General features: G+C 70.8%; 18 protein-coding genes and 2 pseudogenes. 9 read left to right on the top strand and 11 right to left on the bottom strand.

Features of this window, described 5'->3' with window-relative positions; translation table 11 throughout:
- Positions 1 to 21 precede the first annotated feature (21 nt).
- The 8 genes and pseudogenes from OG510_RS21085 (at position 22) to OG510_RS21050 (ending at position 10,223) form a co-directional block, all read left to right on the top strand.
- Positions 22 to 1,725, top strand: a complete 1,704-nt coding sequence (locus tag OG510_RS21085) for a class I mannose-6-phosphate isomerase (protein WP_406138724.1) — start codon at positions 22 to 24, stop codon at positions 1,723 to 1,725.
- Positions 1,722 to 2,648: an ROK family protein gene (locus OG510_RS21080; protein ID WP_406138722.1), complete on the top strand. Its 927-nt coding sequence runs from the start codon at positions 1,722 to 1,724 to the stop codon at positions 2,646 to 2,648. Before OG510_RS21085 ends, OG510_RS21080 begins: the two co-directional genes overlap by 4 nt.
- Positions 2,649 to 2,703: 55 nt before the next feature.
- A complete protein-coding gene (locus OG510_RS21075) occupies positions 2,704 to 3,720 on the top strand; it encodes a LacI family DNA-binding transcriptional regulator (RefSeq protein WP_406138721.1) in 1,017 nt (338 codons plus the stop codon).
- A 74-nt stretch (positions 3,721 to 3,794) separates the two neighbouring features.
- Positions 3,795 to 6,917: an alpha-mannosidase gene (locus OG510_RS21070; protein ID WP_406138719.1), complete on the top strand. Its 3,123-nt coding sequence runs from the start codon at positions 3,795 to 3,797 to the stop codon at positions 6,915 to 6,917.
- 237 nt (positions 6,918 to 7,154) lie between these two features.
- Complete coding sequence (locus OG510_RS21065; protein ID WP_406138718.1) at positions 7,155 to 7,433, top strand: hypothetical protein; 279 nt, start codon at positions 7,155 to 7,157, stop codon at positions 7,431 to 7,433.
- 454 nt (positions 7,434 to 7,887) lie between these two features.
- Positions 7,888 to 8,388, top strand: a complete 501-nt coding sequence (locus OG510_RS21060; RefSeq protein ID WP_406138717.1) for a hypothetical protein — start codon at positions 7,888 to 7,890, stop codon at positions 8,386 to 8,388.
- A gap of 584 nt (positions 8,389 to 8,972) precedes the next feature.
- Positions 8,973 to 9,828, top strand: a pseudogene (locus OG510_RS21055) (IS5 family transposase).
- Complete coding sequence (locus OG510_RS21050; RefSeq protein ID WP_266644789.1) at positions 9,825 to 10,223, top strand: hypothetical protein; 399 nt, start codon at positions 9,825 to 9,827, stop codon at positions 10,221 to 10,223. The pseudogene OG510_RS21055 and the gene OG510_RS21050 overlap by 4 nt, the downstream one beginning before the upstream one ends.
- Here the strand turns inward: OG510_RS21050 and OG510_RS21045 are convergent.
- The 4 genes from OG510_RS21045 to OG510_RS21030 all read right to left on the bottom strand — a co-directional run bounded on the left by OG510_RS21045 (position 10,220) and on the right by OG510_RS21030 (position 12,955).
- Complete coding sequence (locus tag OG510_RS21045; protein WP_406138716.1) at positions 10,220 to 11,149, bottom strand: NB-ARC domain-containing protein; 930 nt, start codon at positions 11,147 to 11,149, stop codon at positions 10,220 to 10,222. The two genes, OG510_RS21050 and OG510_RS21045, sit on opposite strands and share 4 nt — an antisense overlap.
- Entirely contained in the window at positions 11,146 to 11,511 is a 366-nt protein-coding gene (locus OG510_RS21040; protein ID WP_406138714.1) for a hypothetical protein, read from the bottom strand. The genes OG510_RS21045 and OG510_RS21040 overlap by 4 nt, the downstream gene beginning before the upstream one ends.
- A gap of 371 nt (positions 11,512 to 11,882) precedes the next feature.
- Positions 11,883 to 12,320: a hypothetical protein gene (locus OG510_RS21035; RefSeq protein WP_406138713.1), complete on the bottom strand. Its 438-nt coding sequence runs from the start codon at positions 12,318 to 12,320 to the stop codon at positions 11,883 to 11,885.
- Positions 12,321 to 12,379: 59 nt separating this feature from the next.
- Positions 12,380 to 12,955, bottom strand: a complete 576-nt coding sequence (locus OG510_RS21030; protein WP_406138712.1) for a SigE family RNA polymerase sigma factor — start codon at positions 12,953 to 12,955, stop codon at positions 12,380 to 12,382.
- Positions 12,956 to 13,205: 250 nt separating this feature from the next.
- On the opposite strand from OG510_RS21030, the gene OG510_RS21025 reads away from it, so the two are divergent.
- Positions 13,206 to 13,631: an acyl-CoA thioesterase gene (locus OG510_RS21025; RefSeq protein WP_406138711.1), complete on the top strand. Its 426-nt coding sequence runs from the start codon at positions 13,206 to 13,208 to the stop codon at positions 13,629 to 13,631.
- 136 nt (positions 13,632 to 13,767) lie between these two features.
- Here OG510_RS21025 and OG510_RS21020 read toward each other — a convergent pair whose 3' ends face one another.
- From OG510_RS21020 to OG510_RS20990, 7 genes and pseudogenes are all read right to left on the bottom strand, one after another.
- A complete protein-coding gene (locus OG510_RS21020) occupies positions 13,768 to 14,352 on the bottom strand; it encodes a hypothetical protein (protein ID WP_406142469.1) in 585 nt (194 codons plus the stop codon).
- Between the two features lie 2 nt (positions 14,353 to 14,354).
- Positions 14,355 to 15,752: a hypothetical protein gene (locus OG510_RS21015; RefSeq protein ID WP_406138710.1), complete on the bottom strand. Its 1,398-nt coding sequence runs from the start codon at positions 15,750 to 15,752 to the stop codon at positions 14,355 to 14,357.
- Positions 15,749 to 16,582, bottom strand: coding sequence for an ABC transporter ATP-binding protein (locus tag OG510_RS21010; protein ID WP_406138709.1), 834 nt, complete (start codon positions 16,580 to 16,582; stop codon positions 15,749 to 15,751). Before OG510_RS21010 ends, OG510_RS21015 begins: the two co-directional genes overlap by 4 nt.
- A pseudogene (locus tag OG510_RS21005) lies at positions 16,579 to 17,040 on the bottom strand (zf-HC2 domain-containing protein); the annotation flags it as partial. The gene OG510_RS21010 and the pseudogene OG510_RS21005, both read right to left, overlap by 4 nt.
- Positions 16,950 to 17,462 carry an RNA polymerase sigma factor gene (locus OG510_RS21000; protein ID WP_406138708.1) on the bottom strand — a complete coding sequence of 171 codons (513 nt, stop codon included), beginning with the start codon at positions 17,460 to 17,462 and terminating at the stop codon, positions 16,950 to 16,952. The pseudogene OG510_RS21005 and the gene OG510_RS21000, both read right to left, overlap by 91 nt.
- A 77-nt stretch (positions 17,463 to 17,539) precedes the next feature.
- Positions 17,540 to 17,986 (bottom strand): PPOX class F420-dependent oxidoreductase, encoded by a 447-nt coding sequence (locus OG510_RS20995; RefSeq protein ID WP_406138706.1) that lies wholly within the window; start codon positions 17,984 to 17,986, stop codon positions 17,540 to 17,542.
- 105 nt (positions 17,987 to 18,091) lie between these two features.
- The gene (locus tag OG510_RS20990; RefSeq protein ID WP_406138705.1) at positions 18,092 to 18,790 is read right to left on the bottom strand and encodes a 2OG-Fe dioxygenase family protein; all 699 of its coding nucleotides are present in this window, start codon (positions 18,788 to 18,790) and stop codon (positions 18,092 to 18,094) included.
- Positions 18,791 to 18,798 lie beyond the last annotated feature (8 nt).

Raw genomic sequence — 18,798 nt, 5'->3', positions numbered from 1 at the left:
CCACGTCTTCAGGAGCCCCCTGTGCACCAGCCCCGTCCCTACGAACGCAACCCGCGGTACGCCGCTTCCGGCGGCACCGTCGTCACCGGCTGGGCCGCCGCGGTCGCGGATGTGTCCACCGCCCCCACCGTTCTCGCACTCGACGGGCCCGCCGCGCTGGACTGGGCGGCGGTTGCCGGCGGCCTCGCCGCGGCCCTGCGCGCACGGGGCACTTCGGTGGCCGTGCTCGACGTACGTGAGCTGTGGTCCGCGTCGGCCGTCGAGAGGCTCTGTGTCCCCGCCGCGGACGCCGACCCGTTCTTCCTGCCCCTCGCCGAGTTCTCCATGAGTGACCTCTTCGGAACGCCGCCCGTCCAGCAGCGCCCGCACGAGGGTGTCCTGCTCGTCTTCGGCCCCGGCGCCGCCCTGAGCGGGCCCGACCTGCTGTGGTGGGCCGATCTGCCCAAGCGGTACGCCGAAGAGGCCGTCACCGGGGGGTTGCCGGGAGCCAACCTCGGCCGTCCGGGTGCACCTGGTGAACTGCGCAGCCTCTTCTACACCGACTGGCCCGTCGGTGACCGCCACCGGGACAGCCTGGCCCACCGGGTCGACCGCTGGGTCGACCTCCAGGGCGAGAAGGGACCCGCCTCGCTGGACGGGGCCGCGGTACGTGCCACCCTCGCCGCGCTGGCCGCCGGCCCTGTCCGCACCCGCCCGTTCTTCAACTCCACACCGTGGGGCGGCCAGTGGGCCGCGCGTGAGCTCGGTTTCGAGCCGCGCAACGGCAACACCGCCCTCGGCTACGAACTCATCGCCCCGGAAGCAGGGATTCTGGTCGGGCAGGACGAGACCGCCCAGGTCGAGCTCCCCTTCCAGCTGCTCTGCGAGCTCCATCCCGAGGAGTTCCTCGGCCCGGATGTCCACCGGCGGTTCGGGACCTCCTTCCCCATCCGCTTCGACTACCTGGACACCGTCGGCGGAGGTAATCTCTCCCTGCATCTCCACCCGCAGGAGCGGTACATGCGCGAAACGTTCGGCTGGCCCTACACCCAGCACGAGACGTACTACGTGACCGCGAGCGAGCCCGGTGCACAGGTCTACCTCGGCCTGCGGGACAGTACCGAGGCGGACGTGATGCGCGAAGAGGTCGTGGCTGCGGCGGACGGGACCCCGCTGCGCGTCGGGGACCACGTCATGACGCACCCGGCCGAGGCCGGACAGCTTTTCATGATCCCCGCAGGCACCCCGCACGCCTCCGGCGCGGGCAACCTGGTTCTCGAGGTCAGCGCGACTCCCTACCTCTACTCCCTGCGCTTCTACGACTGGCTGCGCAAGGGGACGTCCGGCGCGCCCCGGCCCCTCTCGTACGAGCACGGGTTCGCCAACCTCGACACCACGCGGCGCGGGCACGACGTGCTCAAGGACCTCGTGCAGCGGCCGCGGACCCTGCGTGAGGGGCGGGGCTGGCGCGAGGAGGTCATCGGTGAACTGCCCGAGATGTTCTACGCGGTGCACCGCTTCGTCATCGAGGGACCGGAGGCCGCCGATGACGACACCGCGGGGCGCTTCCACATCCTGAACGTTTCGTCCGGTGACGGCGTCGTGGTGGAGATGCCGGGCGGCCTCCGCCACGACCTGGCGTTCGCGGAGACCCTCACGGTGCCCGCATCCGTCGGCCGCTACCAGCTGCATCCCGTGGGCGACCGCCCGGTGCACGTGGTGAAGTCACTGGTGACGCAGGTATGAGCCGGGTGCCCGTGCTGGAGATCGGCGGCACTCATGTGACGGCTGCCGTCGTCGACACCGAGGCGGGACTGCTCGCTCCCGTCCCGGCCGTACGGCAGCCGGTCCCCGCCGACGCCCAGGCCGGTGAACTCCTCGACGCGATCGCCGACGCCTCCCGGTACCTCGATCTTCCTGAAGCGGCACACTGGGGCGTTGCGATACCGGGCCCCTTCGACTACGACGCCGGGATCGGGCGCTTCCGGGGGATCGGCAAGTTCGAGTCGCTGCACGGCATCGACGTGGGCGCGGAACTGCTGGGCCGCCTCCCGGCCGGCCCCCGCCGCATCAGCTTCGTCAACGACGCCGACGCCTTCGCCATGGGCGAGTACCGGGCCGGCGCGGCCGCCGGCCGGCAACGGGCCGTCTTCATCACGCTCGGTACCGGGGTCGGCTCCTCGTTCCTCGACGGCGGGCAGCCGGTGGGGCACGGACCCGACGTCCCGCCCGGGGGAAGGGTGCACCGGCTCACCATCGACGGCAGCCCCCTGGAGGAGGTCGTCTCCCGCAGGGCGGTCCGCAGGTTCTACGCGGACACCTCAGCAGTGCCCGGAGGGGGCCGTGTGCCGGACGTGCGCGACATCGCCGGGCTGGCTCGCGCCGGCGACCCGCACGCCACGCGGACGATCCGGCACTGCTTCGGGGCGCTGGGACGGGCCCTCGCGCCCTGGTGCGAGCGGTTCGCTCCGGAACTCATGGTCGTCGGCGGGTCGATGACCGGTTCCTGGGACCTGCTGGGGCCGGCCGTCCGAGCAGGCTTCGAGGCCTGGGCTCCCGGAACCGCGCCACCGGTCGCCACCGCCCTGCGCCCCGCCGACGCACCGCTCATCGGCGCCGCTCACTGGGCTCTGCACCGGTCCGCCGGCGCCCCGCCCGTACGGACCTAGAATGACGGCGTCCTTGACCGACCGGCCGCACGACGACTCCGCAGGAGGGATGCCCATGGCACAGCACCGAGCGGGTGACGCAGGCGCGCCGACGATGCGCGATGTAGCCGCCCGCGCCGGCGTCAGCGCCATGACCGTCTCCCGCGTGCTCAAGGACGACACCCGGGTCAGCGGGGACACCCGGGGCCGCGTCCTGGCCGCTGTCGAGGCACTCGGTTACCGGCGCAATGAAACGGCGCGCAGCCTGCGCCTGGGCGGCAGCGGAATGATCGGGCTGGTGGTCACCAACCTGGCGAACCCGTTCTACTCGCGCCTGGCGCTCGGCGTGCAGGAGGTGGCGTCCGAACACGGGCTGCGGGTACTGCTCAGCAACACCGCCGAGCAGGTCGACAAGGAGCGCGGACTCGTCGAGGACCTGGCGTCCCGTCAGGTCGACGGCATGATCGTCGTGCCGGCGGGCAGCAGCCACCACCATCTCGCACCCGCGGCCCTGCGCGGCATGCCGATCGTCCTGGCATCCCGGCCCCCGGCCGGAATGGACGCCGACTGTGTCCTGGTCGACGACTTCGGCGGAGCCGAACAGGCCACGAGGCAGCTCATCGCGGACGGCCACCGCAGGATCGGCTTCCTCGGTAACCCGCCCGCGCTCTACACGGGTGCGGAGCGGTTCCGTGGGTACTGGGCCGCCCACGAGACGGCCGGAATCGAACCGGACGAGAACCATGTACGGCGCGGACTGACCGATGTGGCCGCCGCCGAGACCGCCGCACGCGCGCTCCTGCGGGACCCTGATGCACCGACCGCGCTCTTCTGCACCAACAACCGCCTCACACAGGGCGCCATCCGCGCCGTGTCCGAGCTCGACAGACCGGTCGCGCTGGCCGGGTTCGACGACTTCGACCTGGCCGATGTCCTGGGCCTGCCGCTGACGATCGTGTCGTACGACGCCGACGAGGTCGGCCGCCGTGCCGCCCAGATGCTCATCGACCGGATCAACGGTTCGCACGCGGAGCCGATCCCGGCCCGCAGAACTGTCGTCCCCACACACGTCATCCGCTACGGGACGCGCTGACCCCAGCCCCGTGCCGACCTTTCCACGGCACCGGCTTGCCGTCTCCGCCTCCCGGCCCTCCCCACGGAGCACCCATGCATCACGACCGCACCCTCACCGAACGCCGACTCGACCGCGTTCTCAACCAGCGCCTGCGGCCCGCGGTACACCACCGCAGGACGCCCCTCGATGTCGCGATATGGAACGTCACCGGCGAACCCGTCCCGGTGCCCGAGGGGATCGCCGCCCCGTACGAACCGGTCAGCACCGGCGCGATGTGGGGGCCCGCCTGGTCCACCAGCTGGTTCCGGATCAGCGGCACGGTCCCTGCCGGATGGGCCGGGCAGCGCGTCGAGGCGGTCCTCGACCTCGGCTTCGGCACCACCCAGCCCGGCTTCTCAGCCGAAGGCCTCGTCCATCGCCCCGACGGGACCCCAGTGAAGGCACTCAACCCACGCAACACGTGGCTGCCGATCACAGAACAGGCCACCGGAGGAGAGGAGTTCGTCTACTTCATCGAGGCGGCGGCCAACCCGGTCATCTTCGACTCGGGTACCGACGGCGACCCCTTCGTCCCCACCCGGAGTGGTGCCGTCGCCCCCTGGCTGCGCGGCGACGAGACCCCGGGCGAGCCGCTCTACCGGCTGACCCGGATGGATCTCGCCGTCTTCGACGCCCCCGTCTGGGAACTCGTCCAGGACCTGGACGTCCTCTCCGGGCTGATGCACCAGCTGCCGGAGGACTCCACCAGGCGCTGGCAGCTGCTGCACGCCGTGGACCGGGCCCTGGACGCCGTCGACCTTCAGGACATCAGCGGTACGGCTTCGGGCGCGCGCGCGATCCTGGCTCCCGCACTCGCCTCTCCCGCCCATGCCGGCGCCCACCGCATCTCGGCCGTGGGGCACGCGCACATCGACACCGCCTGGCTGTGGCCGGTGCGGGAGACCGTTCGCAAGGCGGCACGAACCGTCTCCAACGTCACCGCGCTGATGGACGACCACCCGGACTTCCGTTTCGTGATGTCCCAGGCACAACAGCTCGCCTGGCTCAAGGAACAGCGGCCCGAGGTCTTCGCCCGCGTCGTCGAGAAGGTGCGGAGCGGGCAGTTCCTGCCGACCGGCAGCCTCTGGATCGAACCCGACACCAACCTCTCCGGCGGAGAGTCCCTGGTCCGGCAGTTCGTGCACGGAAAGCGCTTCTACCTGGAGGAGTTCGGGGTCGAGACCAAGGACATGTGGCTGCCCGACACCTTCGGCTACAACGCCGCCCTGCCGCAGCTCATGAAGCTGGCCGGCATCAGGTGGTTCCTCACCCAGAAGATCTCCTGGAACACCACCAACGCCTTCCCGCACCACACCTTCTGGTGGGAGGGCATCGACGGAACCCGTATCTTCAGCCACTTCCCGCCCGTCGACTCCTACAACGGGGACCTCTCCGGCGCCGACATCGGCCACACCGAGCGCAACTTCCGGGACAAGGGCGCCGCCAACCGTTCCCTCGTCCCCTTCGGTTACGGCGACGGAGGGGGCGGCCCCACCCGCGAGATGCTGGCACGCGCGGAACGGCTGGAGAACCTGGAGGGCTCGGCCCGCTTGCAGATGGAGGGACCGGCGGACTTCTTCACCAAGGCCGAGGAGGAGTACGCCGACGCGCCCGTCTGGGTCGGCGAGCTCTATCTGGAGCTGCACCGTGGCACGCTCACCAGCCAGTTGGCCACCAAGCAGGGCAACCGGCGCAGCGAACACCTGCTGCGCGAGGCCGAGCTGTGGGCGGCGACCGCGGCCCTGCGCACCGCGGAGCCCTACCCGTACGACGTGCTCGACCGGGTGTGGAAGACCGTGCTGCTCCATCAGTTCCACGACATCCTGCCCGGATCGTCCATCGCCTGGGTGCACCGCGAGGCCGAGGAGACGTACGCGGAGGTGGCCCGGGAGCTCCGCGCGCTCATCGACACCGCTCAGCGCAGTCTCGCGGCGGGCCCGGACGAGAAGGGAGCCGAGACGGTGTTCAACGCCGCGCCCCACCCCCGCGACGGCATCCCCGCGCTCGGTGGCGCACCGCGTCAGCAGGCCGCCCGGGCGGTAGCCGCCCGGACCACCGAGGACGCCGGGTTCATTCTGCACAACGGCCTCGTGCGCATCACCATCGATGCCAGGGGCCTGGTCACCTCGGCATACGACCTGACGGCCGAGCGCGAGGCGCTCGCCCCCGGAACGGTCGGGAACCTCCTCCAGCTCCACCAGGACTTCCCGAACCAATGGGACGCGTGGGACATCGACGCGTTCTACCGCAACACCGTTCGCGACCTGACCGAGGCGGACGAGGTCACCGCGGTGCCCGGCGGCGTCCGCGTCGTGCGGAGCGTCAACGCGTCCCGTATCACTCAGCTGCTCAGCCTCAGCGAGGGCAGCCGCCGTCTCGACGTCGACACGAAGGTGGACTGGCACGAGTGCGAGAAGATCCTCAAGGCCGCCTTCCCACTCGACGTGCGCGCGGCGGAGTCGAGCGCCGAGATCCCCTTCGGGCATGTCCGGCGGCCCACGCACACCAACACCACCTGGGACAGTGCCCGGTTCGAGATCTGCGCCCACCGCTACCTGCACATCGCGGAGCCCGGCTGGGGCACGGCGCTGGTCAACGACTCCAGCTACGGCCACGACGTCACACGGGACGTGCGTCCCGACGGCGGGACCACCACGACGGCTCGGATCTCCCTGCTGCGCGCCCCGCTCTTCCCCGACCCGGACGCGGACCGGGGCGAACACCGGCTGCGCTACGCGCTGGTGCTCGGCGCGGATATCGGAGACGCGGTCCGCGAGGGCTATCACTTCAACCTCCCCGAGCGTGCCGTGCCAGGCGGCGCGACCGTCGAACCACTGGTGTGCACGGACAGCGACGAGGTCGTCATCGAGGCGGTCAAGCTCGCGGACGACCGCTCGGGCGATGTGGTTGTCCGCCTCTACGAGTCCGCGGGCGGACGGGCACGGACCACGCTCTCTGCAGGCTTCCCCCTCGCTAGTGCACAGATCACCGATCTGCTGGAGCGGGCTCTCGAGGACGAGCCGGCGCTGCCCTGTACACGGTCCGAAGTGACGCTTTCCTTGCGACCGTTTCAGATCCTGACGCTCCGTCTGAAACCGGTCGATTCCGAGGCAGCAGCAGCCAAAGGTCTGTCAAACGAGCGGCACTGGGCCACAATTGGTGGCGACGAAGTGTGACGGTCTTCGTTGGCATGGCATGGCGTGATGGCAACGAGCGAGTGGACGCGGTGTTTTAGGGGCTGTCGGCCGTCGTCAAGGGCGTGACGGACCAGGGTGAGGCCATCCGGGTATCTGCGCGGGCCCGGGACGATCCGGTGCCGTCCCCGGCGTGCGGGCCGGGTGCACAGCTTTCACGGACGGGTGGTCGGGGCGCAGATGGCCCTGGCGTTCGGGGTAGCCGCAGCCAGCCGATCGGTGGCCGCACTGGTGGTGTGCACGCTGCTGCTCGGTGGCGGCTGGTCGTTCGTGCACTCCACGATCCAGTCCTGGGCCACCGGTCTGTCCCCGGCGGCCCGCGCCACCGGCGTCGCGATGTTCGGCCTGGCCCTCTACGTCGGCAGCGCTCTGGCCAGCGCCCTCGCCGCGGGGCCTGCCGAGCACCAGGCGTACGGGGGCCTGTTCCTGACGGCCGCGATCCTTACCATCCCGCTGACGATCGCAGCGGCCGTGGGCCGTGCCCGGTACCGGTGTTGACCTGCCTGCGTCCGGGGCACAGCCTGGGCGTCGGCAACGGGAGAGAGGTCCGCCCCTGGCACCGCGAGGACCGCCGCCACTGGGTCATCGCCCGCCGCAGCGGCAGCCGGCCCAGGAGATCTCGTACTACATCGATGCACTGGTCGGTCTGGCGGCGCAGACGACAACAACAAGCCCGCCTCACCACAAACGACGCGGACACAGCCCATGACACCTGGCCACCTGACGCACCAAACACCGTTGCAGCACTAACCGTTCCGGTCAGCGGCCTATGTTCGGCTGGCCCGGCACGATAAGCGGCCGCCGCAGGCCCGCACGACGGGGTGATGATCCTGGCTGCTCCTGTCCCTGACGAATCGCGCCGATGAATATGGGTTGTTGCAGCTGACTCGAATCAGTTGAATGCCTGGGCGGGCGGGACTTTGCCCTCTCGCGTCGGGACGGGAGGGGCTCCGTGGCCAAGAAGAAGTCGTCGCTGAAGAACCGGCTGGCCCGGTTTCAGGCAGCTGGGCGCCTGGAGGTCGCGGCCTTTCAGCCCGATACGGGCGGGCCGTCCCTCGCGGACATCTGCTGCCGGCTGATGCAGCAGGTGGCGCCCCTGAAGGACAAGGAGGCCGCGAGGCTCACCGAATATCTGGAAGGAGAACCGACCTTCACCCCGGACCGGGCCACCGGCTGGGTGGTCGGCATGCTGGCGGCCGACCTGGCGTACGGCACGAGCGCCGACGACGCCCTGGTGGACGACACCCGGCTGCGGGCGATCGAGGACGATGTCATCGAGGCCCTGGGCCCGGCCGCCCACTGGTACGCCACAGGCGACCACCCCCTGTCGCGGTTCCGGCCGGCCGGCTGCGGCCGGGGCTGGATGACCCTCACCCCCGCAACGTACGACCTGCTGCTTGCGGCACGTGGAAACGGCTTCGATCTGGTGCTGTTCCGGACACAGGAGGACTGACCGCGACCGGGGGGCCCTGGCCTGGCTATGGCGTACGGCCCTCGACAAAACGAATGAAGTCGACTGGACACGGTGCTCGGGCTGCTCCGAGCGCGCTGTCAGGTGTGGTTGCGGAGTCGGTGGAGGTCGCAGGGCCAGGGAGTAGACGAATACGGCCGCGAGCGTCATCACAATGGGCGGTCGGGTCGTGTTGGCGATACGAACTGAGGAAGGGGCTGGTCGTGAGTTGTGCTGCCACTCGCCGGAACGGATCAGGCCGTGGACCACCGTGACGTTCTCTGCGGGCTGGGGCACGCGGGCGGTGCTTGAGCACTGTCGGGGGAAACCCTCACCAGGGTCCCCCAAGGGGCTCGATCCTTTGTCCCGCCGTGCGAACCGGCGACGCGATGATCCCGGGTGGCGACGACTTCCGTAGCGCCGGGGCGGGTCAAGGAAGGGGTGCGTCTCTGCGGTGCGCTGGCTTCGTGGATGAGCAGGGTCTCAGAGGTCGTTAAGTCCGATCTTCCCCGGTTGGTGATCACTCGATCGTGGTACTGGTTCCCGTACGGGCCGACCGTTCGTCATGTGCATGCTGGGATGCGGGTATGGACCGAAGACCGTATCCGAGCGACTTGTCGGATGAGCATTGGGCGTTGATCGAGCCGATGATCACGGCCTGGAAGCAGGACAGGACGGCACGGTCGGCGACCGGCGATCCCGGGACCTGCGATCTGAGGGAGGTCGTGAACGCGATCTTCTACCAGAACCGGACGGGCTGTCAGTGGCGCTATCTGCCCCATGACCTGCCAGCCTGGTCGGCGGTGTTCTACTACTTCGGCCTGTGGCGCGAAGACGGTCTTGACCAGCGGATCCAGGAACTCCTGCGCTGCCAGGTACGGGAGAGAGCCCGGCGATTAGAGGACCCGTCCCTCGTAATCTTCGACACCCACGTCCGTCCGCGCGGCCGCGGGTGTCCCGAAGACCACGACGGGACTGGACGCCAACAAGAAGGTGTCGGGCCGCAAGCGGGGACTGGCCGTCGACGTGCTGGGGCTGGTCATCGGCGTCGTCGTCCTGGCCGCCTCCGCCCACGACAACACCGCCGGCACCGCCCTGCTCGACCAGACCGCCGAGCGGTGCGGGATGCGCCTGGAGAAGGTCCTGGTGGACCAGGGCTTCAAGGACGAGGTTCTCATCCACGGTGCCCTGCTGGACATCGACGCCGAGGTCGTCCGCCGCAACCCGGGCGACCAGGGCAAAGGCTTCGTCCCGCAACCGAAGAGGTGGATCGTGGAGCAGGTCAACGGCACGTTGATGCTGCACCGCCGCCTGGCCCGCGAGTACGACCACCGCCCCGACACGTCCGCCTCGCGCGTCTACTGGGCCTCGATCGCGAACATGGCCCGCCGCCTCACCACACCGAGTCCGGCCTGGCGCGACACCCTCGGGCTGGCCGCGTGAACGTCATCGAGCTCCTGGCCGACCTCCAGGCCCAGCACGACGAGACCACAGCCCGGGCCGGTGAACTGCGCGACCAGATCCAGCACTTGACCGCCTTACTGGCCGAGACCGAAGCGCGACTCACGGACCTGGCCACCACCCAGAAGGTCATCGCCGAACTCGCACCGGTTGGAGGCCAACCCGCACTGCCCGAGACGAACACCGCCTACCAGGCCATCGTGAACACCTTCAACCAGCACCCCGACCAAGAGTTCCGAGCCCGTGAGCTGCACGAACTCCTCGGCATGCCCACCGACGAGGCATCCGTCAACATCACCCGCAGCCGCCTCGGACGCCTCACCCGCCAAGGCTTCCTCACCCAACCCGGACGAGGTCGCTACCAAAAACGGACTTAACGACCTCTCAGGGCGTCGAGTGAGAGGTGCCAGGTGCGACTGAGCCGCTCCCGAGCACCGCTCTCCAGGCTCGCTCCTTGGTCCAGCAGGACGGCAGGATCCTCGCCCAGTCGTTCCAAGTACTGCTCGACTGTCCAGCTCTCGAGCAGCTGTTGGGAGAGAAAGCCACCGGCCAAGGTGAGCGCCAGCGGATGAAACCCCAGCCGCTGCGCCAACCGCATCGTCGCTTCGGGCTGGTGATCTCCCGGCGCCAGGTCGTGCAACAGCTGCGCTCCCTCAACCGCCGGCAGCACATCAACCCGGTGCATCCGCGCCCCCACGTCGGTCCAGGCGGGATCGGCGGACTGACGGCTGGTCACCAGTACAGTCCCCTGCGGACTGCCCCGCAGCCAACCATCCCGAAGGGCCCGCGGGTCATCCGCGTTGTCCAGTACCAGCAGCCAGGGCTCGGGGGACATGTCGAGCCGTTGCCACACCAGATCGGCCGCGGCCCGCCGGCCCTCCTGGGCGGCCCGCACCTCGTCCGGCGACGCTCCCCTGTCCGCCGCCACCGCCAGCATGCCGCTGCGGAGCTGTGACTCGGTTGAAGCGTCTACCCACAACGCAACCCGGGACGAGGCCGATTGGTCGAACAGCCACCGTGCCACAGCGGTCTTCCCGCAGCCCCCGAACCCGTGCAGCACGTGCACCCCACCGCCCGCGTCCAGGGCGGCCAGGAGCTCCTCGCGCAGTTCCTCCCTGTCGCGCAGCACCGCACGCAGCGGTGCCGACAGCGCCACCCGGACCGAGGCGGGGCCGGTGGCGGCCCGGGCTGCGTTGTCCGGCGGGCCATGGTGATGGTGTTCGGTGACTTGGATGTCCCGCTCGGACTGGAAGATCCGCCCTTGCCCGTAGGCCGCGGCACGCACCGAAGGGTCCTCGCTCATGCGCCCTCGGTCCCGCTGATCCGCAGGTCGCGACCCGCTTGGTAGACGCGGGCCCGGCCGGAGGCCGTGGCCTGCTGAGTTACAGCGGGTGCCACAGCATCTTCCGGGGCCAGCTCGGCAACCGTCGCCCTCAGCTCCTCGATGAGCTCGGGATGAGCGGCGATGAGACGCCAGATGCGGCCCTGCCACTCGGACCTGATCTCGGCTTCGGCCTCCCGATCGCCGGCGGCCTGCGCACCGAGCAGCTCATCGCGAGTCACGTCGAGCTCTCCGGCGACGGCCGGGGCCCGGTCGGGCTGGGCGCGCTGCCACAACGACACGATCCTGCCCCTGACGCTGTGCCAAGCATCCGTAGTCAGCATGGTGACCAGGGTTGTTCCCGCGGTACTTGCCAAGGCAGCGATCTCCGGATCCATGACCGTCCCCCTCCGTTACGCCTCATGGACAGAGCATCACCCTAGGCCAAGCGTGCCAACCGAAACACTGCTTGACCAGCCGTCTTCGGGGGGGGGCCTGGAACGGGTCAGCTCATTCGTACAGGAAGGGGGCGCGAGGGGAGGACTGTCCTTCGTCTGATCCGGGCGCCCGCCTGGTCTGCCGGCGCAGGCGTGGTGGAATTGCAGGCGGGTGGTGGCCCCGGTTCCGACGGGGCCACCACCCTCTGTTCTGCCTCTTTCCGGGACAGCCGGGATGTCCGGGACAGCCGGGACCGGTCAGGCCGGTTGTGGCGGGGTCAGCGGTAGCAGGTGGTCACGAGAACCGTGTCACCCGCGTGGACGACCGTCGGGGCGTGCGGCGAGAGCGAGACCACCGCGTCCTCCGGCTTCTGGCAGTCGGCCTTCTGGACCCGGGTGAAGTTGGGTGTGAGGCCGAAATGGACGAGCGTCGCCCTGGCCCTCGCCGCGCTCACGCCGGCCAGCCGCTCCGTGGCGGTCCCGCCGTCGCTGGTGCGGACGAGCAAGGTGGTGCTGCCGGTGGCGGTACTGGCGGTCTGGGCCGTGGTGTGCGAATCGCCGCCGACGGCGCCGACGGCCAGGGCGGTGCCCGCGCCGGCCACGACGAGGGCGGTGGCGATGCCCGCGATGGCCGTGGCCCGCTTGCGCCGGGCCCCGCGCGCGATGGCGGCCGTGTCGAAGTCCGGCGTCCGGGCGGTGTCTACGAAGTCGTTCATGGCATTCACCAGTTCCTGCTCGAAGGATGTGCAGCCGGAAGGCGGCGAATCATGCGAACTCATCGGATTCCTCCCGTGGGCTGCGGTGTTGAAGGGCCGGAGAGTGCGGGGAACTGGCCTCTGAGCTTGTCCATACCGCGGGCGAGCTGGGACCGCACGGTGCTCGGTGCGATCCTCAGGTCCGCCGCGATCTCGTCATCCGACAGGTCATGGAAGTACCGCAGTACCACGACCGTCCGCATGCGCATCGGCAGACCCTGGAGAGCCCGGACCAACTGGTCCCTCGTGTCGACCCGCCCGTACTGATCCCCGGGAGCGGCACGGTCACCGCCGTCCTGATGCGGGACCGTGCGGCGGAACCTCCGCCAGCGGTCGTTGGCCAGGTTCACCATGATCCGCCGTACGTAGGCTTCCGGAGAGTCCTTGGCGGCGATGGTGCGCCACTTGCGGCAGGCCCGCTCCAGGGTCTCCTGGACCAGGTCCTCCGCGGCCTCATGATTGCCCGTCAAGACGAGGGCACCTCGGAACAGTACGGCCGACCGGGCGACGACGAAGCCGTGGAAGTCACTCCCCGACTCCGTCGGCTCGGGCTCGGTGCGTCCGGTACGGACATCGTGCTCGGTTGCCAGGTCCACATCCCCTCCCTTCCTGTCACCCCTCCTCGACGGGAAAGCGGTCCCGTGTGCTGCACGCACTTCGTGAGACCTGGGTCACAGCACCTGGTCGCCGCCAGATCGGCCAGGGGGTTCCGTTCGGCCCAGCGGCGGCCCGTGTGAGGAGACCGGCCGCGCTCCCTGCCTTCTGGCAGGATTCCCCCATGTCGTCGGCCGGCGACCCGAGGGTGTCGTCCGGCAGACCACAGGAACCGTTCCCGAAGGAGACCCCATGGCAGCAGAGCCGTTCTCGGTGGACATCAGCGTGCGCGGATACGAGACCGACTCGCAGGGCCACCTCAACCAGAGCGTCTACCTCCAGTACGCGGAGCACGCCCGGTGGTCGCTGCTGCGGCACGGCGGTATCCAGCAGAGCGACCTGCTCGACAAGGGCGTCGGGCCCGTGACGCTGGAGACGACCATCCGTTACCGGCGTGAACTCCGTGCCGGGGACGGGGTGGAGGTGACCTGCGCCTTCGTGTTCGGCGAGCGGAAGACCTTCCGGATCGAACAGGTCATCCGCAGGACGGACGGGACCGTGGCCGCCGAAGTGACCGCCGTGGCAGGGCTGATGGACCTCACCGCGCGCAAGCTTGTGGAGAACCCACGCGAATACTTCCGGACCCTCGCCACGGACCCGTCTGCCTTCGGTCTCTGACGCCGGTCGGACCGACATCGGTCTGCCCGACGCCGGTCTGCCCGACGCCGCTCCGACGCCCGGACCGGGCCGCACACCGCAGCCCGGCCGTCACCATCACCGTCGCCTCACCATCACCGTCGCCTCGCCCCCACCCTCACCCCCTCGGTCCCGCGGCCGCGTAGGCCGCAGTCCCGGTGATCGTGAGGGCCAGGGCTGTCCAGGTGCCCGCTGCCGTGCCGGGCGGCAGCAGCATCCAGGCCGCCACCCGCATCGGCATCGGCGCACCCGCCGGGACCGGGGCGAAGAACGCGAACGAGAGCCAGGCGAACGGCAGCGTCCAGGCGTACGCGCCGCCCCAGAGTGCCGCGCCCAGGGCGGCCAGGCCCATCAGACCCGCGCTGTCCCGGACGATGAACCCGGTGGTGGCCATGGAACCGCCCATCGCCTGCACGGCCGGCAGCACCGCCCCGACGACCACCCCGCAGAGCAGTACATGTGCCGCCCTGCGCGGCGCCCAGCGGATCGCGGCCGTCCGGTCCAGCGCGGGGTCCTGGCCGCTGAGCCCGGTCGAGGCTGCCATCGCCCCCGTGGCGAGGACGAGCACGGTCAGCCGCGGGTCGCCGCCGGGCCCTCCGCCGCCGCCCCGGGCCAGTGCCCACACCGCCACCGCGCTGATCACCACCGCGGCCAGCGACGCCGGTACCTGACGCGACCGTGCGTACAGCGTCAGCCACCTCAGCCTCATCGGGACGCGGCGCGCTTCAGCGCGTCGAACGCGTCGCCCTCGCAGGAGAGCGCCGCGGCGCGCATCGCCCTGATCCGCCGGAGCTGCTCCGCCCGTGGCAGCGCCTCCAGTTCCTTCCACACCGGGCGGGCCTTCGCCTCGGCCTCGCGGCGCGAACTCGCCGGGGAGATACCGGGAAGCGGCTTCAGCTCACCGAGGACCCAGCCCACCGCGACGGTCTGCGCGAACTGGTCGCCCCCGAAGCTGCTCCAGCCGACGGGGGCGCACGCCGGCGCCATGCCCTGGGCGATCAGGGACCAGGTCAGCTCCTTGCCCTTCGCGGCGGCGACGAGAGCGCCGTCGAAGTCGAGGAGCACGGTGTCGCCCGACCACTTCGGCATGGAGCCCTCCGGCACCACGGCGGTGTTCTCCCGGACCGAGACCGGCGCCTGGCTGCCCAGCGCGCCGTGCAGCAGCCGCAGCGCCTCCTTTCCTGGACCGGCCAGGCCGTCGAGCCGGGCCTGCTGGGTCTTCGTCACGCACACCGGGCCGTCGCACACCAGCTCCGCCGCGGCCCGGTCCACGACGTAGATACGGCGCGGGTCGGACGGAAGGACGAGCAGGGCGATCACCGCGCCCGCCAGGAGCGGCGTCAGGGCGAGAAGCCGGGCGCGGCGGCCCGTGGCGACCAGCAGGGCGAAGCCGGTCGTGGTCAGGGCGAGCAGCCAGATCGTCTGCCCGATGTGCACGGCGGCGGAGAGCGTGACGAACGCCTGGCGCACGTCCTGCACCGCGGGGGACAGCAGGGAGAGCCGGTTCGGCTCCGTGCCCTGGAACTCGGACGCCGTGGCCGTCGCCGTCCGGCCCACCGCCGACTGCATGAGGGCCGTGAACACGAAGGTGCCCATGGCCAGCGCGGGCGGGGTGAGCACGGAGGGCAGGGCCCGCCCGGCCCCCATGCCCAGCACCGCGCCCGCGACGAGAGCGAGCGCCCCGATCAGCGAGACCGGCAGCCAGCCGAGGTGGGTGTATCCGGTGTGGGCGGCCACCTGGACCCCGCCCGCGACGACCAGGAGCGCGAAGGCGGCGGCCAGCGTGATCGCTGTCGCACCCGCCGGTACGGCCGCGCGGTGCCGGGCGGGCCGCGGTGTGCTCGTCAGCAGCTCGGACATCTTCGACCGGTGGTCGCGCAGCCCCTGGAGCGCCCCGAGCCCCACGGCGAGCGGCCACAGATAGAACAGCACGGAGCGGGTCCACAGGGCCATGGTCGTCCACTGCGCGGTCCACGCCGCGGTGCCCGTCCGCCACTGGCCGTGGATCAGGGACAGGAACGCCAGCGCCGTCACCAGGACCACGCCGCCCGCCCACGGTGCGACGGAGCGCCTCAACTCGGTACGCAGCACACGGGCGTTCACCAGGTCCCCCTTCCCTGCCCGGGGTTCTCCAGCAGCGCCGAGTAGCCGCGCTCCAGAGGGCTGTCGCCCGCGTGCCCGGGCCCGCCCACCGAGGCCAGCTCGTCCGGCGGCCCCTGGAAGACCAGTCGGCCGTCGGCGATGACCAGCACATCGGTGCACGCGGCGGCGACGTCCTCGACCAGATGGGTCGAGACGAGCACACAGGTGTCCGTACCCAACTCCTGGAGCAGCTGCCGGAAGCGCAGCCGCTGCGCCGGGTCCAGGCCGACGGTCGGCTCGTCGAGGAGCAGGATCACCGGGTCGTTGACGATGGCCTGGGCGATGCCGACCCTGCGCACCATGCCGCCCGACAGGGCCTTCATCCGCTCGTCGGCGCGGTCCGCGAGACCCACCCGCTCCACGGCGCGCTGCACGGCCCCGGGGATGTCCGGCCCCGGCACCTCTTTCAGCCATGCCATGTACTCGATGAACTCGCGCACCGTGAAGCGCTTGTAGTAGCCGAACTCCTGCGGCAGATAGCCGATCCTGCGGCGCAGCGCCCGGTGCTCGCCCGTGCCGCCCGTGGGTTCGCCGAGCATCTCCAGGGTGCCTTCGGTGGGGCGCAGCACGGTGGCCAGCGTTCTGATGAGGGTGGTCTTGCCCGCCCCGTTGGGGCCGAGGAGGCCGTGGACGCCGGTGCCGATGGCCAGGTCGATCCCGTTGACGGCCATCCGTTTCCGGCCCGCCCTGACCTTCAGGCCGGTGGCCCGGATCTGCCAGGCGTAGGCCGTGGGCGCCAGGTCGGCCGCGCTTGCCGCGGACATGTCGTGGTGTTCCTTCCGGAGGGTCATCGGTGGGCTCCCAGCACGGAGTACGCGCCTCTGCGTACGATCACGACGGCCGTGCCGAGCACGAGGAGGGCGCCCCACCCGGGCAGGCTGCCCGTCTGCAGGGCGACGGCCGTACGGCTGGTGACCAGGCTCGGTGCCACGACCGCGAGGGCCCAGAGGCCCGCGAGCCCGGCGGCGGCCCGGGTCACGCCGACGACACCGCCGAGCGCCAGGGTCGCCGAGGTGAAGGCCAGACAGGGCAGCAGCCACTGGGCGGCCGTCACCCCGGTCAGCCACCCGGCCACCAGCAGCGCGGGGACGACCACGGCGAGCACGGACGCGGTGCGCCGCAGCACCAGATACAGTCCCGCCCTCGGCACCGACGCCGTCAGCTCGTACGCCGGGTCGAGGCCCCGCGACCACGATGCGGCGACGCCCAGTACGGGCAGGACCGGGGCGAGCAGCAGCACCAGCGACACGGCGCGAGATGCCGCAGCGCGTCGCCGACGTCACCGCCGACGGTCGTCGCGAGCGCCTCGTCCTCCGCGGCGGGCGCCGCGTCGGGGAGCGCGGCCGCGGCAGGCGGTTCGGCGTGGTGGGCCCTGCGCCGGAAGGCGTCCACGAGGCGGCGGGCCGCGATCGTCCACAGCCATCCGGCGGCCGTCCCGCCCGCGGCTGACCCCACGAAGGCGCCCGCCGCGCGCCACACGGCGAGATACGTCTCCTGCATGACCTCGGCGACGATCTGCTCGTCGGCGCAGCGGCGGCGCAGCCGCAGCGCCATCCAGGGCGCGGTGCGCCGGTACAGCTCGTCGAACGCCGTGCGGTCGCCCTTGGCCACCAGCCGGACGAGTTGCTCCTCGTCGAGCGCGCGGGGCGGTGCCTTCCTGACTGATCTCACACCGGGTAGACGCCCGGGCCGGGCCACGGGTTTTCCCCTGGACGTGATGCGCGCCACATACGGGACGCGTACGGGAGTTACTGCTCCGCGATGCCCTCGAAGGCGATGACGTGGTCGATGGTGGCCCGGACCAGATACTCCCCCGGCACCGAGTTGCGCTCGCCGTACGCGTCGGCCAGCTCGTCGCCCATGTAGCGGGCGCCGATCCGGGTCGCCCAGGTCCGCAGCCCTGGGTCGTCCTGGTCCAGGCGGGCGGTGCACTCCAGCATCACGTATCCGTAGGGCGGCACCTGATCGTCCACACACAGCGCGACGTGCGGATCGCGCAGCAGGGCCTTGGCCTTGACCGAGGCGTGCCAGGTGGTGAAGACGACCTCCGGGCGGCCGCCGGCGGCGCTGTCGTCCAGCAGGAACCACACCGGGGTGACATGCGGCCGGCCGTTCCTGCGCTGTGTGGCCAGCTTCGCGGTGCGCGTGCCCGACAGGACGAACGCCTCCCACTGACCGTCGGACATGGGCTTCATAGGATGCGGTCTCCTTGCGCAGAGGGGCGAAGAGCGACGAAGGGGGAAACGGAACAGGCCGGCGGGAAGCGTACCCCCGCCGGCCTGCCAGGATCGGCTGCCGGATCAGCTGCTGAGCGGGAAGAAGTCGATCAGCATCATGTCGCGTACGCCGGTGGTGGCGCCCGCGGCGGGTGTCACCGCGGAGACCCCGTGGAAGACCCGGCGGTCGTCGATGACGATCGACTCGAAGGGCTCCAGCAGCAGCGTGTTGAAGACCGGCACCCGCTCACGGTCGTACAGCTGCGACTCACCGCCGGTGACATCCAGCCGGTTGATGAGGATCTGGGCGACATAGTGGTGCCCGTCCTCGTGGATGCCCTCCGGGGCGGGCGGCCACGCCTCGTCGCGGCGCGCGGTGATCCGTATCTGGTGGACGCCGATGCCGGCGGTCGCCGGGTCGAACGGCCCGGGCAGCACATCGAGGAAGGCGGACACCAGCGACTGGAGCACCGGGGAGGCGGCGGTGTCGGCGCGCATCGGCTCGAAGTGCCGCTGCACACCGCCGAACAGGGCGTTCACCTCGGCGGACTGCTCGAAGGCGGTGACCGCCGCGGGCACGATCCGGTCACCGTCGAGCCGGAACTGGCTGTAGCGCCGCCGGCGGAAGGTCGCACCGCCCTTCAGATAGGCGTCGACCGGCATATCCTCCCAGGACGCGGTGAACTCCTTCACCTGCCAGGCCGCGTGCGCGCTCAGCGCACGCGTCAGGAGTTCCGGCGAAGAGTGGCGGAACGGTGTGGTCGTGACGGTGGTTGCGGGCATGGAACTCA

Source organism: Streptomyces sp. NBC_01089 (assembly GCF_045162975.1).
In the GTDB taxonomy this organism is placed as follows: Bacteria; Actinomycetota; Actinomycetes; order Streptomycetales; family Streptomycetaceae; genus Streptomyces.
Note: the sequence above shows the minus strand (reverse complement) of the source record. Positions and strands in the feature narration are given on the sequence as shown.